Source organism: Brucella sp. GW823-FHT04E01 (genome assembly GCF_058796175.1).
Genome location: NZ_JBXAIK010000002.1, coordinates 167,921 through 183,342, shown reverse-complemented (window position 1 = coordinate 183,342; position 15,422 = coordinate 167,921). Strand labels below are relative to the sequence as shown.

The window sequence follows — 15,422 nt, the reverse complement described above, 5'->3', positions numbered from 1 at the left end:
TTGACAGCTGTATGCCATCTCGTCATTTATTTAGTGAATAACAGTTTTGTTTACTAAACGTGGTAGGAGGAGACCATGCAGAAGACAAGCAATCAGCTTGCTATGCTTGTTGTCATCAATCTCGGATTGCTCGCGCTTGGCGCGTATATTTCGGGAGGATCTTTCCTATCCCTGTTCAATCTGCAGTCCATGGCAGGTCAGGTGCCTGAAATCGGGCTTCTGGCAATCGGCGTCATGTTGGCCATGTGCGCTGGCAATGGCGGGATCGATCTCTCGGGCATTGCGCTAGCCAACCTTTCCGGTGTGCTCTCTGCTGTCATCGTTTCGATGTTTATCTCAAGCGCCGAAAACCAGCTTGGCTTCAGCCTCGCCTTTATCGGACTGGCACTGGTGATCGGTCTTGCGGGCGGCATCGTCAACGGAATCCTGATTGCGCGCTTCAACATCACCCCGATCCTCTGCACGCTTGGCACGCAGATGGCTTTTACGGGTCTTGCGGTTGTTGTGTCTGGTGGTCGCGCTGTCATGGTCGGCAGCCCCGATCTTCTGTCGCGCATCGGCAATGACATGTTTTTGGCTGTTCCGATCAGCTTCCTGATCTTCATAGCGGTAGCCTTGCTGATCGCAGCGGTCGTGCGCTTCACACCTTATGGCTACTGGCTGATGCTGATGGGCACCAATCCGAAAGCCGCTGTCTTTGCTGGTTTCCCGCGTAATGGCGTGTTGATTGCGACCTATGCCACGAGTGGATTTCTCGCAGCGATTGCAGGCATCATTATTGCAGCGCGCAACGTCAACGTGAAGTTCGACTATGGCAGCTCGTATCTGCTGGTCGCCATTCTCATCGCCGTCATGGCGGGCGTGAAGCCTGAAGGTGGCTATGGCCGTGTCATCTGCGTGGTGCTGAGCGCTATTGCTTTGCAGCTCATGTCTAGCCTGCTCAACTTCGGCGGCCTTTCCAACTTCGTCCGCGACTTCGCCTGGGGCCTGCTGCTGCTCGCCTTCCTTGCCGTCGGAAAATACGACATCGCGGGATTCTTTACCCTCGGCAATCGCCAAAAGGGAAACATCGGTGCTCAACCCTCAGGCACCCGAACATAGACTTTGGGGGATGGTAAGTGTGGAGGAAATGATGAAAGCAACAACGAAAAAACTGCTCACCGGAACCATCATTGGTGCAGCGATCGTCGCGGGCAGCGCGGGCACGCTCGTCGCACAGGAAAAGCCGGTCATCGCAACGGTCGTCAAGATCAGCGGTATTCCTTGGTTCGACCGCATGAACACAGGCGTTGAAGCCTATCAGAAGGCCAACCCGGATGTGGTTGCAACACAGAGCGGGCCGGCAACGGCAGACGCAGCACAGCAGCTTCAGATCGTTCAGGACCTCGTTGCCAAGGGCGTTAACGCACTTGCAGTCGTTCCTATGGACCCAGCTGTTCTTGAAGGCACCTTCAAGCGCGCCATGGAACGCGGCATCGTTGTTGTGACCCATGAAGCCGACAACCAGGTCAACACCATGGCCGATGTCGAAGCCTTCGATAATGCCGATTACGGCACAGCGCTCAATGAGCGTCTGGCAGAATGCATGGGCAAGAGCGGCAAGTGGACCACCTTTGTTGGCTCGCTCGGCAGTCGCACGCACATGCAGTGGGTTGGTTCGGGCGAAGAAAACGCCAAGAAGTATCCTGACATGCAGCTCGTCGATCCGAACAACGAATCCTTCGACGATGCCAACGGCACCTATGAAAAGGCCAAGGAAATCCTGCGCAAGCATCCTGACCTGAAGGGCTTCCAGACCTCTGCCGGTAACGACGTTCTCGGCGTTGGCCGCGCTATCGATGAAGCTGGCCTGAGCGGCAAGGTATGCCTGGTCGGCACCGGTCTGCCAAACCCTTCAGCTGATCTGCTGGAATCCGGTGCGATCACAGCAATCGGCTTCTGGGATCCGCAGAAGGCTGGCATGGCTATGAATGCGGTTGCCAAGCTTCTGCTCGAAAAGAAGGAAGTCAAGGAAGGCACCGACCTCGGCGTTGAAGGCTATAACAAGGTCAGCGTCAAAAAGGGTGCCGGTGAAGGCCTGCTCGTCATCGGTAACGGCATGGTTATCGCTGACAAGGCGACCTACAAGGAACACCTTTTCTAAGAGCGCTGCTACAGGCTGACTGACCATCGTGTGCGGACATCGTTCAGCCGCACGCGGTGGTGTCAAAAGCCCGGATGCCCCGTTGCATCCGGGCGCCTGAACCAAACGAACTATCTAAAATCAAGACATTAGCGCGTGGCGAACGAAAGCCAACGGTCCTACAGCCAGCCCAATCGCTTTGGCGAGCGGTGCGGCGACAAAGGAATTTAACGTGTCAACTACGACGAAGAATGGGACGAGCAGCGACCGGTCGCCGGATCGTTTTCTCGAACTGCGCAACATCCATAAGCGGTTTGGCGGCGTTCACGCGCTGCGCGGCATTGATCTGACAATCGATCTTGGCCAGGCCTATCACCTGTTGGGTGAAAATGGCTGCGGCAAGAGCACGGTCATCAAGATCATGTCCGGCGCACATGCACCCAGCGAAGGTGAGATCATTCTCGATGGCAAAACCTATACTTCGCTGAACCCGATCCAGTCGCTGGCAGCCGGTATCGAGACCGTCTATCAGGATCTGTCACTTATCCCCAATCTGACCGTCGCTGAAAACGTAGCGCTGAATGAGCAGCTTGTTGAAAGCAATGGCCGACTGTTCCGCAGCGTCAAGCTTTCGCAGCTTCGCGAGACTGCGGAACGGGCATTGAGCACGGTTGGCCTGCCAACTGACAAAGCCTTCCTGAACACAATCGTTTCCGAGCTGCCGCTTGCCATGCGCCAGCTGGTTGCTATTTCCCGCGCCATTGCAACGCGCGCCAAGCTCGTCATCATGGATGAACCGACCACATCGCTGACCCGTCGCGAAGTGGACAATCTGATTGAAGTTGTCGAACGCCTGCGCGCAGAACGCGTCGCGGTGCTGTTCGTCACCCACAAGCTTGATGAATGCTATCGCATCGGCGGCAATGCAGTCGTCTTCCGCGACGGCCAGTGCGTGGCGCAGGGCCCGATCGAAAACTACACCAAGAAGCAGCTGTCCGAGCTGATGATCGGCAGGGAAATCGACGCTGAGCGTTATCGCACGGCACAGCCCGGCGATGCCGAACTGCTTAAACTCGACGGCCTTACCGCATCGGGCTTCAAGGACATTGGCTTTACCCTTCGTAAGGGTGAAATCCTCGGCATTACCGGCCTTGCAGATTCCGGACGCAACGAGCTGGCCATGGCAATCACCGGCGTTGTACCTGCTGATAGAGGTTCAATCCGCCTCGAAGGTCAAAAGACCGAAGTTAAAAGCCCGGCGGAAGCCATCGAGCGTGGCATTGGCTATGTGCCGGAAGACCGCCTTGCAGAAGGCCTTTTCCTCGATAAATCGATCTTTCAAAACGAGATCGCTCTGATCTTCAGAAAGCTCTGCAACAGCCTTGGCATCGTCGATCAGAAACAGGGCCGCAACATCGCCGCCTCGCTGATGAAAGAGATGCGGCTGAACACCACCAATCTGGACCTGCCGGTTGGCGCGCTTTCGGGCGGCAATCAGCAGCGCGTTTTGATCGGTCGCTGGCTGAGCATTGGCCCCAAGCTTCTGGTGCTGCACGGCCCGACCGTCGGCGTCGATGTGGGATCGAAAGACACAATTTACCGCGCAATTCAGGCGCTGGCCGAAGCTGGCATGGGCCTCATCATCGTCAGCGATGATCTGCCGGAGCTTCTGCAGAATGCCGACCGAATTCTCGTCATGAACTCAGGCAGCATCGTCGCAGAACTGGATGCTGCACAGGCCACCGAAGATCAGCTTTATCAAGCCATGATGTCGTCGCAGAAGGAAGTTGCCTAATGAGTGCGTCACAGTATCAACAGGATGTGGGCCAAAATAACTTGGGGACCGCCCACTCCTTCAAACTGGGTGACTTCATTCGCAGGCGCCCGGAATCGATCACTTTCTTTCTGCTCGTGGCAATCTGCACGATTGTCTCGATCATCAACCCTGCATTCCTGCAAGCCTCGACACTGATCGATATTGGCCGTGCCAGTGTGGTGATGGGCCTGTTTGCGCTTGGCGTCTTCATCATTCTCGCCGCTGGTGGCATTGATGTTTCCTTTACGGCGATTGCTGCCACGACAGTCTATTCGCTGACGCTTCTGGTGCAGGCCTATATGCCGGAACTGCCGATCATCTTCATCATTCTGATGGCGATTGCGGGCGGTATTTTCCTCGGCGTCCTCAATGGTCTCCTGGTGCATTACCTCAACGTACCGTCACTGATCGTCACCATCGGCACGCAATATCTCTTCCGTGGCTTCCTGCTGGCCTTTGTCGGCACGGTCTGGATCATGTCCCTGCCCCCGACAATGGGCGCCTTCGGTCGCCTGCCGCTGTTCCAGTTTGAATCGGCGACCGGTGCCACCATCACCATGCCATTCTACTTTCTGGTGCTGCCTGCGGCCGCAATCCTGACCTGGTGGATATTGAACCGCACTTTGATGGGCCGCGCGATTTTTGCGATGGGTGGTAACAGCCAGATCGCAAGCCGCCTCGGCTACAACCTGCGCACCATCCATATCTTCCTGTTCGGCTATGCAGGTGGTCTGGCCGGACTTGCAGGCATCATCCATGTCTGCGCCAATCGCCAGTCGAGCCCGTTCGATTTCGTCGGAACCGAAATCGCGGTCATCGCCGCTGTGGTTCTAGGTGGTGCACGCATCACCGGCGGCACCGGCACAGTCTTCGGCACCCTTCTCGGTGTGCTGCTCATCACCGTCATCAACAGTGTTCTGGTGCTCGTCGGCATCCCCAGCACATGGCAGCGTCTTGTCGTCGGCTGCTTCATTCTGCTGGCTGCCGCCTTCTTCGTCACCCGCCAACGCAAGAAATAACCCGATACTCTCAAGAGGAAATCATGAAGAAATTCCTGAACGATCCCGTCAATTTCGTGGATGAGATGCTTGAAGGCATCTATCGGGCGCATCCCGAGCTTACCTTTGTCGACAACGACAAGCGTTGCATGGTTACAGCCAATACCAAATCCGGCAAGGTCGGCATTGCAACTGGCGGTGGCTCAGGCCACCTGCCGCTGTTCTTGGGCTATATCGGCGAAGGCATGATCGATGGCGCGGCTGTCGGCGGCGTCTTCCAGTCGCCAAGCTCGGAACAGATGTATCAGGTCACCAAGGCTATCGATCAGGGCGCTGGCGTTCTCTACATCTATGGCAATTACAGTGGCGACATTATCAATTTCGATATGGCCGCAGAACTTGCCGATCTCGATGGCATCGCCGTCAAACAGGTTGTCGGCAATGATGATGTGGCGTCCTCGGTTGTCGGTGAAGAACACAAGCGTCGCGGTGTCGCTGGTATCTTCTTTGTCTACAAAGCAGCCGGTGCAGCAGCAGCCAACGGTCTGTCGCTTGATGAAGTAACACGCCTTGCCGATAAGGCACGCCTGCGCACCCGCACCATGGGCGTTGCACTTTCCAGCTGCGTTGTGCCGGAGATCGGTCACGCCACCTTCTCCATCGGCGAAGATGAAATGGAAATCGGCATGGGCATCCATGGCGAACCGGGCATCAGCCGCAAGAAGCTTGCCAGCGCAGATGCAGTCATCGACGAACTGATGGAACGTATTTTCGCCGAACAGACCTATGCCAAGGGCGATGAAGTAGCCGTGCTGGTCAATGGTCTTGGTGGCACGCCGCTTGAAGAGCTTTACATCATGTTCCGTCGCGTTTCGCAGCTCTTTGACGAGCGTGGCATCAAGGTCAAGCATGTCTGGATCGGCGAGTTTGCCACTTCCATGGAAATGGCTGGCGCGTCAGTTTCCGTGCTGCATCTCGATGATGAACTGGAACCGCTGGTTGCCGCTTCCGCTAACACCCCATTCTTCAAGCATTTTGCGGGTTGAGGTGCAGTCATGAACGTCATTACAGCATCTGATCTGATTAATCTCTTCGACAGCTGGAAGCAGCTTTTTGCAGAACAGCGCGAATTCCTTATCGCGCTGGACGGTAAGGTTGGCGACAGCGATCTCGGCATCACCATGAGCAAGGCCTTTGCCGCAGCTTCAGAAGCTGTCCAAGCGGAAGGTGAAGCTGCAGGCATCGCCAAGCTTCTGCGCACAGCTGGCACTACCATGGCACGCGTTGCGCCATCGACCATGGGTACGCTGACCGCAACGGGCTTCTTGCGTGCAAGCAAGGCCTGCGATGGTATCGACGAGTTGGGCACTGCAGAGATTGCCGCCTTTTGGCGTGCCTATCGCGATGGCATTGCCGAGCGTGGCAAGGCAAAGGTCGGAGACAAGACGCTTCTCGATGTCCTTGATCCGATCGCCGTGACGCTTGAAGCCCAAGCCGCAGCGGGTGCTTCATTGGCAGATGCGCTTGCAGCTGCGGCCAAGGCCGCCGAAGATGCGCTTGAAGCGACTAAAACGATGGTTGCCCAGCACGGCAAGGCCGCAGCTTTTCAGGAAAAGACCATCGGTCTTCAGGATGCAGGCGCAACTGTCGGTATGCTGCTGATCACCAGCATGTCGGCTTTTGTTTCGGCAAACACATAAGAAGATCAGCGAGTGGCTGATAAAGTTCTGCCCATGACGAAGACTCTGGTCCTCCGGCTCTTTATCAGCTGATCGGCCCTTCACAATCTGGAGGAAATGTTGGCAGAACCCGGCATCGCGCTAAACCACTTGGTTACGCATCGTCGGGTTCTGTTTTTCAGATCAAATCTGCCGGGGCGCTTATTGTGATCAACAGCTCGACAATGTTGGCCTGAAACAGTTGGGCTGGCGACGCATAGGATGGAATACTATTGATTAAGTCGGCGTCTGTTTTGCGCCTTCATTTCGAGCTCGATGGCTTTGACATTCACCCGAAAGCCGAGATCGGATAGGGAGGAACGGAGGGTTTGGGGGCGAGGCGACGCGCTTCTTGCTGAAAAGCCGACTGACACCAAGCTGGTTATGGTTCCAGCTGCCGCCGTTTCTCGACGAGGAAATCGACGAAGGCGCGTAGTTTGGCCGGCATTTGCTCGCGCGATGACACATAGAGATTGAAGCCCTCGAAAGGCAGGCACCACTCCTCCATCACCCGCACCAATGCGCCTGAGGCCAGATGCTGACGGACAGCAAAGTCCAGGTGCATTACCAAACCGACACCTTGGAGTGCGGCGCTCAACATGACGTCGTCGCTATTGGTGGCAAATGTTCCGAAAGGCTGAAACAGCTGCTCTTCGCCCGAGCGGGGATCCGTCAGTTCCCAGCGAAAAACGGTCCCGCTGCTGGTTTGGCGAAAGCCGAGGCAATTATGGTCTGCCAGATCCTCGAACCGTTTCGGGGGTGGATTGGCTGCGAAATAAGCTGGCGAGCCGACGATAGCCAGCGAAACAGGAAGCGTGATCGGTACGGCAACCATCGTGTCTGTCACGCTTTCGCGCAGACGAATGCCCGCATCGCAGCCTTCCCGCACAATGTCTCCCAATCCATCGTCAACGAACAGTTCAACACGCACTTCAGGATATCTGCGCGCGAACTCACCCAGATGTGGTTCGATGAAATGATGCGCGACGACGCGCGGCGCATTCAGCCGGATCTCACCACTCGGCTTATCGCGCGCTTCGCCAACCGCGACCACCGCATGCGAGATCATTGCCAGCCCTGGCTCGACCTGAGACAGCAGCTTCCTGCCGTCATCCGTCAGTGACACCGAACGTGTCGACCGGTTGAGCAGACGCACGCCAAGCTGTTGTTCCAGGGTTCTGATTGCTTGCGACAGACCCGACGGAGAAATGCCAATCCGGCCGGCGGCGCGCGTGTAGCTTCCTTCGCGGGCGACTTCCGCGAAAGCGGCGAGGGCAGGAAGGAGATTGCGGTCCATGTGCGCTCATTATGAACTACTGCTTCAAACTCATTGAAGAGTGCCCCCATTTTTCCTTGCCGTCTACTGGCTTATATTTAATTCCATGCAATAAACTGCAGGGAGAATGATGTGGTCAAAATCCTGATCCTTGGTGCGAGCGGGCAGATTGCCCGGCATGTCGTCGACATGCTTGTCAGTCGCGACGATGCCGAACTGACCCTGTTCCAACGCGACGCGGGGAAGTTGAGCCGCGACGTAACCGTTAATGCCCGCATCATTGAAGGCGACGTTCACAACGCTGCCAAACTGAAGGAAGCGATGCTCGGCCAGAATGTGGTCTATGCCAACCTTGCCGGTGATGTCGACGCACAGGCTGATGCCATCATCAATGCTATGCAGGGCACCGGTGTTTGCAAGCTGATCTTCTGCACCACTCTCGGCATCTATGATGAAGTGCCGGGCAAATTTGGCGATTGGAACAAGCGGGAAATCGGTGAATACCTGCCGCCTTACCGCAAGGCTGCCGATGCCATTGAAGCTTCGGGGCTGGACTATGCCATCCTGCGGCCTGCCTGGCTGACTGATGTCGACGAGGTCGACTACGAAATTACCGAGCGAAACGAGCCGTTCAAGGGTACCGAAGTCGCCCGGAAGAGTGTGGCAGCCCTCGTCGTTGAATTGCTTCAAGCGCCGGGCGCACTCGGCGATCGTAACATCGGCGTGAATAAGCCCAACACCGATGGCGACAAGCCGGCCTTCATGTGAAAGCGCCAGCCCATCAGCCGATGAAATGCCTCTTAATACCGAAATCAAGGAGAACCCATCATGGAAACCGTGAAAATCCGTAATCACGATATGTATTGGGATATTGCCGCCGATATCCATTTCCCGCCAAACTTTGACAAGTCGAAAAAATATCCGGCTATCATCAGCGCACACCCTATCGGAAGCTGCAAGGATCAAACCTCAGGCAACGTCTATGGTGTTGCTCTTGCCAAGGAGGGCATCGTTGTCATCGCTTTCGATGCGAGCTTCCAGGGTGCCAGCGGCGGTGAGCCGCGTTTCATCGAAGACCCAACATTGCGCGTGGAGGACTTTCGCCATGTGGCCGATTATCTGGTGACGCTTCCCTATGTCGACGAGGATCGCATCGGTGTCCTCGGCATCTGCGGTGGTGGTGGTTACTCGATCAACGCTGCTATGACCGAGCGTCGCATCAAGGCAGTGGGCACTGTTACCGGCGCGAACTATGGTCGCCTGATGCGGGGCAACTTCACCGGCCTCAACCCAATCGGTGCTCTGGAGGCAATGGCTAAGCAACGGACCGCTGAGGCTCGCGGCGGATCTCTCCACGTCGACAATTTGTTGGCCAATTCTGTCGAGGAAGCCCGTGCTGCCGGTGTTACCGACCGTGACCCGCTGGAAGCGACCGAATATTACCGCACGCCGCGTGGCCAGAAGCCGAACGGTCTGAACCGCTCGCTCCTGTCGCATCAGGCGGCGGCAGTTGGCTGGGACGCATTCCACCTCGCTGAAGTTTTGTTGACACAACCTCTCTGCATAGTGGTCGGTGATCAGGTAGGCGCTTTCGGTGCGTACCGTGATGGCTGCGAAATAATCGAACGGGCGGCCTCGAAGAAGAAGGAACTGGTCGTCGTCGAGGGTTGGTCGCACTACGATCTTTATGACAAGCCGGAACCGGTCGGAAAGGCATTGGCGAAGCTGATTCCATTCTACAAGGAAAACCTCTGAGCATGACCAAACGGCCGCCACGCATAGTGGCGGCGGCCTTGCAATTGCGAACGAGCAGCGGTTCGGGATGCATATCTGCGTCAGCAGATCGTAAACGACTGCCGCTGGACAAGCGTGAATCCGCTACCTCCTCCATCTGGGATAACTGTCTGAACCTAACTGATGGTCGAAACCTCTTTGACAAGCCAGTCGCGGAAGAGCTGCAACGCCGGGTTGGAGGCAATGTTTTCGTGGCTGCATATAAACTTGTAGGATTCCTTGGGCTCGAAATATCGCTCGGACACGATGCGGAGGCTTCCGCGCTGCACGTCGTTTTCGACCAGAGGCCGATGAGAAAAACCAATGCCCTGTCCGGAACGAGCAGCCGCCAACAATGTGTGTTGATCGTCAAAAAAGAGGTTTGAATTGGCGGTTAAATCATCAAATCCGTGGTGGGATATCCATCTTTTCCAGTCGTTTACGTCCCGATAATGCAAGCGAGGAATGTCAGGATTCACGAGAAGGTCTTCTGGATTTGTCACATTGGCCAGAAGTGAGGGGCTGCAGACAGGTACCAGTTTTTCTTTTAGAAGTTCGATGTTGTACATGCCTGCAGGCGGATGCAGACAATACTTTATCTGTGCGTCTTCTCTATCCTGAGCGATGGAATCTATATCGAGATTATTCAAGTGAAGCTGGATGCCTGGATTTTGCTTCAAGAAGCCAGCTATCCTGCTTGCGATCACTTCCATTGCGAAAAAAGGACCGGCGCGAACCCGGAGAATTTGGGTCTTGTTGTCCTGTCCGATCAGCGTCGTAACTGCACCGATTTCATCAAATGCCCGAGCACAAACCTCCAGCAGAAGCGCACCTTCTGCGGTAACGGATACACCGCGCGAGCCGCGAATAAGCAACTGACAACCCAAAGCCTGTTCCAGAAGCTTGATTTGATGGCTCACAGCGCCCTGACTGACTGCAAGCTCTTCTGCGGCGGCAGTGAAGCTTTGGCAATGCGAAACGGCCTCAAAAGCCCTTAAGGCTCTCAAGCTTGGGAGTTTTCGCCGCTTCGCCCTTGACGTCATATCATTATGAATTTTTTTAATACCATTGAATAGATCTTTTGCATTGATCGACCCACGGCACAAGCATAATCGTCAATCAATAAAAACTGCCCCTGGGTGTTTGAGCTCTGCTGTTCCTGATCATGGATGACAGCGCGCAGGCGACGAAGCCGGTAAGGGCATATAACAGGAGAACGAAACGTGCTTAAGCAAGCTAAAATGGGAATTGTTGCCGCCTTTATCGCCGTATGTGGTGCCCTTCCAGCCCATGCCGAAGAAATCCGCATGGGAGCCGAAGGTGCCTATGCCCCTTTCAATTATCTGGATCCGAGCGGGCAGCTCAAAGGTTTTGATATCGATGTCGGCAATGCGATCTGTGAAAAACTGAAAGCTGATTGCGTATGGAGCGCCAACGAGTGGAGCGGAATTATTCCGGCGCTTCAGTCAAAGAAGTTCGACATCATGGCTTCTTCGATGGCTATTACTGAATCGCGTATGCAGCAGGTCAGCTTCTCCGATCCGTATTACTACAACACCATGCGGTTTGTCGCTTTGAAGGAGCTTGGCCTGAAGGATGTGACGCCTGAAAGTGCCAAGGGCAAGGTCATAGGCACCCAGACTGGCTCCATCGCCGTCGATGCTTTGCAGCGCTTTTTCCCGGATAATGAGGTGAAGCTATATCCGACACTGGAAGAAGCCTTCCTGGATATCGAGAACGGCCGCATTGACCTCTTGCTGGAATCCAAATTCGCGCTCAGCGACTGGATTAAGAAGGGTGCGGATTGCTGCGAATTTGTCGGCAACGAGTTCCTTCTAGATGGAACTCTGGGTGCCGGAATGGCCTTCCGCAAGGATGACGATGAACTGCGCACGCGCGTCAACAAGGCGCTTGCGGAGATCATCCAGGACGGTAGCTACGACAAGATCAGTGCCAAGTACTTTGATTTCGACATCAGGGAAAAGCCGAAATTCGCGAGCGAAATCTTCGCGAAGTAGTTCGCTCCACCCTCACATACAGAGTGCCTGATTTGAGACACCACATCAGATCAGGTGCTCACTGCGTGTGGCATAGTCAGGCCTCAGCCATTTCGTTTCGACCAACACAGAGTGGTCTTCGCCGACAAAAGAAAGGTCGATCCGTGTCCTATCGTGTTGCGATCATCGAACTCATCAATGAAAGTAATACCTTCACGCAAAATCGCACGAGCATCAGCGATTTTCGGGCGTCGCATTATTTCAAGGGCGATGAGATTCCAGCCAATTTCCGAGGTACCGGCTCTGAGGTCGGTGGCGCGATAAAGGTCGCGGATGAAAAGGGCTGGACGCCTGTTTATATCACCGCAGCCCATGCGGAGCCGAACGGACCGGTGCTTGAAACTGCGCGTCAGGAAATCACCGGCGAGTGCTTGCGACGGCTGAAGGAAGCCGGACCTTTTAACGGTATATTTGTTGCCCTGCATGGTGCCATGGTGACGGAGACCGATCAGGATGGCGACAGCCAGTTCCTGCGGGAGATCCGGTCCGTGGTCGGATACGATGTTCCGATCGCCATCACCCTAGACCTTCACGCGAATATTTTTGATGAACTGGCTGATCTGGCGCAGATCGCCGTTTCATTCCGGACTTATCCTCATATCGATATGAGTGAGGTCGGAGTTGAGGCCTGTTCGTTGCTGGATCAAGCGATGAAAGGGGAAATCGAACCTGCGCTGGCCATTGGGCGCCCACCAATGCTTCTCGGTTGTGATGATGGTCGCACGACAGATAACGGTCCGATGTGCCGCCTGCTCGAAAGTGCAGGCCGTGAGATGCAACAACCGGGAATCCTGAATGTGGCGGTCAATGCCGGATTTACCGATGCTGATGTCTGGGCGGCTGGGCCGAGTGTGATCGTGACCTTCGATCGTAAATGCGTTAGCCGACAAACCGCTAGCGATGTCGCGGACAAGATGTGCGACGAAATCTGGGCCTATAAGGATCAGTGGTCGCAGCCGATGCTTCTCGATGAATGTATCCGGCAATTGAAGGAGGCCCGGGGTGCTGAAGGCACGATTGTCGTCGCTGATTTCTCCGACAATCCCGGCTCGGGGGCCTATAGCGATTGTACTGCGCTCATTGCGGCGATGCTTCAGGCGGGTGTGACCAATGCCGCCGCAGGCGCGCTTCTCGACCCTGAAGCGGTGGCAGAGATTGCAGCCAAGGCGATAGGCGAGACTGTTACGGTGACGATTGGCGGCAAATCCGATCCATCTGTTGGTGGCGGTCCTTTGACTGTGACAGGCCGTGTCATGTCGGTCAGCGACGGTACCTTCGTCTTTGAAGGGCCGATGTTTACAGGTTTGCCTGGAACGACCGGAAAAGCCGTGTGCCTGCGTGTGGAGGGGATCGATATTATGATCGTGTCGGAACGCATGCAGATGCTTGATCAGAACATTTTCCGTATCGTCGGCGTCGAGCCGAAGGAAAAATCCGTTCTGGCGGTCAAATCAATGCAGCATTTCAAAGGGGCGTTCGGCCCGATTGCAACACAGATCATTGTTACCGATGCTGGTGGTCTGAGCTCACCGGACCTGTCGAGACGGGTCTACGCTTGCCTGCGGCGTCCGGTTTTCCCCCTGGACACACTGTCGGATCAGCATCAGTAAGAGTGCTGACGAAACTATTGGACTTTTGACAGCGAACAGGGAATTTAATTCGGTCGAGGGGAACAATTAGGATGACGTTTCGTCACCGTGGAACTCCTGGACCAGATTGATCATTTGTACTCACGGATGGAGTGTCCGATGCACGTAGCGCCAATCTTCGCCGGGTTAAAAATCGAGGCGGCTGAAATACGGGTCATACGTTTGCCGCTGCTCGTGCCTTTCGTGATTTCCACCGGAACAATGACTGAAAAGATCATTCCGATCCTCACCTTGCGGGCTGAAGGCCTGGAAGGTTATGCCGAAGGTGTGATGGATCCGTTGCCGGATTATCTGGAGGAGACCATCTCCGGTTCGCTCTCTTTCCTGCGCGATGTGCTGTTGTCCCAGATTGTTGGCAAACGCTTTAACGGCCCCGCCGATCTTGCAGCCATTCTCGATCCATGGCGCGGACACAGAATGAGCAAGGCCATGGTTGAGATGGCGATATGGGACCTGTGGGCAAAAGCACTGAACCTACCATTGAGCGTTGCGCTTGGTGGCGTTCGCGATGCTATCGACGTGGGTGTCAGCCTTGGCATTGCCGATATTCCAACGACGATTGACCGGGTCGCTGCCTCGCTCGATGCCGGTTACAAGCGCGTTAAGCTGAAGATCAAGCGCGGTCATGATCTCGCTATGATTCAGGCGGTGCGTGAGCGCTTCCCGGAAGCCAAGCTGACGGTTGATGCCAATACAGACTACCGGCTTTCCGACTTGCCGCTTCTGAAAGCGATGGATGCTTTCGCACTCGATTACATCGAACAGCCGCTGGCTTTCGATGATATTACCGATCATGTCCATGTGCAGGAAAAGCTGCTGACTGCCATCTGCCTGGATGAGAGCATCCGGTCTTCGGTGGATGCGCGCAAGGCGCTTGTCGCAAGAGCTTGCCGTGTCATCAATATCAAGGTGGGTCGAGTCGGTGGACATAGTGCATCACGCGCAATTCACGATGTCTGCGCAGCCTTTGATGTGCCTGTATGGTGCGGTGGGATGCTTGAAGCAGGCATTGGTCGGGCGCACAATATTCACCTGTCCACACTGCCAAATTTCACCAAACCGGGGGACACATCGTCCGCCAGCCGCTACTTCCCGCGCGATATTGTCAACGAGCCGCTGGAAGCCGAAAATGGACGAATGGCCGTTCCCAAGAACGGTCCGGGTATCGGTGTGACCTTGGATTATGCATTTCTCGATACGGTCACCAGCCATCGCGAGGATTTCGTCGCATGAGCGAAATATTGGTCCGCGAGCTCGCCTCTCTCGACGAGATGAAGGATTCGGAGAACGTGCAGCGGCTGGTGTGGGGAGAGGACGATCCTGTCGATGCCTCAGACTTATTGCTTGCGATCCAGCACGAAGGCGGCCTTGTCGCCGGAGCGTTCGATGGCGGGAAGATGATAGGCTTCATCTTTGGTTTCCCAAGCGCAACGCCGGGCGTTCAGCATTCTCACCGTCTGGCGGTTCTTCCGGAAGCAAGAGGCTTGAAACTTGGCGCGCGGATGAAGTGGTTCCAGCGCGATTGGTGCCTTGCGAGAGGCATTACGCATGTGCGCTGGACCTATGATCCGATCCGGGCGGTCAATGCCAGTCTGAACATTGCGAGCCTCGGGGCCACATCGTCCACTTATCATATCGACTATTACGGCCCTATGGTCGGCATCAATTCTGGGTTGCCTTCGGACCGGATCGTGGCTGACTGGCAATTGGACGATCTGCGTGTAGAAGCTCGATCTCGAGGCCAGAAACTTGAGTTTCCCGCAGATGCTCGACGCGTGAAAATACCGGGCGATATCGATCACCTGCTTGCAGTTGATCCGGCGGCGGCAATGAATGCAAGGTTGTCGCTTCGCGAACAGCTGCTGACTGCCTTCAACGAAGGTAAGCGTATTGTTGGCTTCGACCCGCAGGCCACGACGTATTTATTGGTTTAAAGCCGATAACTAAAATTACAAGCAAGCCGGATGCGCTATCCATTCGTTGGTACAGCCGTTTGACCATCAATCGGTCATC

The 15,422-nt window shown here is 55.4% G+C and carries 14 protein-coding genes; 12 read left to right on the top strand and 2 right to left on the bottom strand.

What is annotated here, in order from left to right:
• Positions 1 to 75: 75 nt before the first annotated feature.
• From AC1RHM_RS06335 to AC1RHM_RS06310, 6 genes are all read left to right on the top strand, one after another.
• Positions 76 to 1,101: an ABC transporter permease gene (locus AC1RHM_RS06335; protein ID WP_010660621.1), complete on the top strand. Its 1,026-nt coding sequence runs from the start codon at positions 76 to 78 to the stop codon at positions 1,099 to 1,101.
• Between the two features lie 31 nt (positions 1,102 to 1,132).
• Positions 1,133 to 2,143 (top strand): substrate-binding domain-containing protein, encoded by a 1,011-nt coding sequence (locus AC1RHM_RS06330; RefSeq protein ID WP_010660622.1) that lies wholly within the window; start codon positions 1,133 to 1,135, stop codon positions 2,141 to 2,143.
• 211 nt (positions 2,144 to 2,354) lie between these two features.
• A complete protein-coding gene (locus AC1RHM_RS06325) occupies positions 2,355 to 3,917 on the top strand; it encodes a sugar ABC transporter ATP-binding protein (RefSeq protein WP_029928761.1) in 1,563 nt (520 codons plus the stop codon).
• Positions 3,917 to 4,957 (top strand): ABC transporter permease, encoded by a 1,041-nt coding sequence (locus AC1RHM_RS06320; RefSeq protein WP_029928763.1) that lies wholly within the window; start codon positions 3,917 to 3,919, stop codon positions 4,955 to 4,957. The genes AC1RHM_RS06325 and AC1RHM_RS06320 overlap by 1 nt, the downstream gene beginning before the upstream one ends.
• A 23-nt stretch (positions 4,958 to 4,980) precedes the next feature.
• On the top strand, positions 4,981 to 5,982 hold the full coding sequence (locus AC1RHM_RS06315; RefSeq protein WP_029928765.1) for a dihydroxyacetone kinase subunit DhaK: 1,002 nt from the start codon (positions 4,981 to 4,983) through the stop codon (positions 5,980 to 5,982).
• Positions 5,983 to 5,991: 9 nt separating this feature from the next.
• Positions 5,992 to 6,636 carry a dihydroxyacetone kinase family protein gene (locus tag AC1RHM_RS06310; protein WP_029928767.1) on the top strand — a complete coding sequence of 215 codons (645 nt, stop codon included), beginning with the start codon at positions 5,992 to 5,994 and terminating at the stop codon, positions 6,634 to 6,636.
• A gap of 400 nt (positions 6,637 to 7,036) precedes the next feature.
• Here the strand turns inward: AC1RHM_RS06310 and AC1RHM_RS06305 are convergent, their stop codons facing one another.
• On the bottom strand, positions 7,037 to 7,951 hold the full coding sequence (locus AC1RHM_RS06305) for a LysR family transcriptional regulator (protein WP_036588216.1): 915 nt from the start codon (positions 7,949 to 7,951) through the stop codon (positions 7,037 to 7,039).
• 111 nt (positions 7,952 to 8,062) lie between these two features.
• On the opposite strand from AC1RHM_RS06305, the gene AC1RHM_RS06300 reads away from it, so the two are divergent.
• Both AC1RHM_RS06300 and AC1RHM_RS06295 read left to right on the top strand, forming a co-directional pair.
• Positions 8,063 to 8,698, top strand: a complete 636-nt coding sequence (locus AC1RHM_RS06300; RefSeq protein WP_029928772.1) for an SDR family oxidoreductase — start codon at positions 8,063 to 8,065, stop codon at positions 8,696 to 8,698.
• A gap of 60 nt (positions 8,699 to 8,758) precedes the next feature.
• Positions 8,759 to 9,685, top strand: a complete 927-nt coding sequence (locus AC1RHM_RS06295; protein WP_166942370.1) for a prolyl oligopeptidase family serine peptidase — start codon at positions 8,759 to 8,761, stop codon at positions 9,683 to 9,685.
• A gap of 155 nt (positions 9,686 to 9,840) precedes the next feature.
• Here the strand turns inward: AC1RHM_RS06295 and AC1RHM_RS06290 are convergent, their stop codons facing one another.
• Entirely contained in the window at positions 9,841 to 10,809 is a 969-nt protein-coding gene (locus AC1RHM_RS06290; protein ID WP_235784268.1) for a LysR family transcriptional regulator, read from the bottom strand.
• Positions 10,810 to 10,926: 117 nt separating this feature from the next.
• Here AC1RHM_RS06290 and AC1RHM_RS06285 point away from each other — a divergent pair, with 117 nt between their 5' ends.
• The 4 genes from AC1RHM_RS06285 to AC1RHM_RS06270 all read left to right on the top strand — a co-directional run bounded on the left by AC1RHM_RS06285 (position 10,927) and on the right by AC1RHM_RS06270 (position 15,343).
• Positions 10,927 to 11,721, top strand: coding sequence for an ABC transporter substrate-binding protein (locus AC1RHM_RS06285; protein WP_235784269.1), 795 nt, complete (start codon positions 10,927 to 10,929; stop codon positions 11,719 to 11,721).
• A 143-nt stretch (positions 11,722 to 11,864) separates the two neighbouring features.
• Entirely contained in the window at positions 11,865 to 13,370 is a 1,506-nt protein-coding gene (locus AC1RHM_RS06280; protein WP_492332494.1) for a M81 family metallopeptidase, read from the top strand.
• A 138-nt stretch (positions 13,371 to 13,508) separates the two neighbouring features.
• A complete protein-coding gene (menC, locus tag AC1RHM_RS06275) occupies positions 13,509 to 14,642 on the top strand; it encodes an o-succinylbenzoate synthase (protein ID WP_029928781.1) in 1,134 nt (377 codons plus the stop codon).
• Positions 14,639 to 15,343: a GNAT family N-acetyltransferase gene (locus AC1RHM_RS06270; RefSeq protein ID WP_029928784.1), complete on the top strand. Its 705-nt coding sequence runs from the start codon at positions 14,639 to 14,641 to the stop codon at positions 15,341 to 15,343. Before menC ends, AC1RHM_RS06270 begins: the two co-directional genes overlap by 4 nt.
• The last annotated feature ends 79 nt before the right edge of the window (positions 15,344 to 15,422 follow it).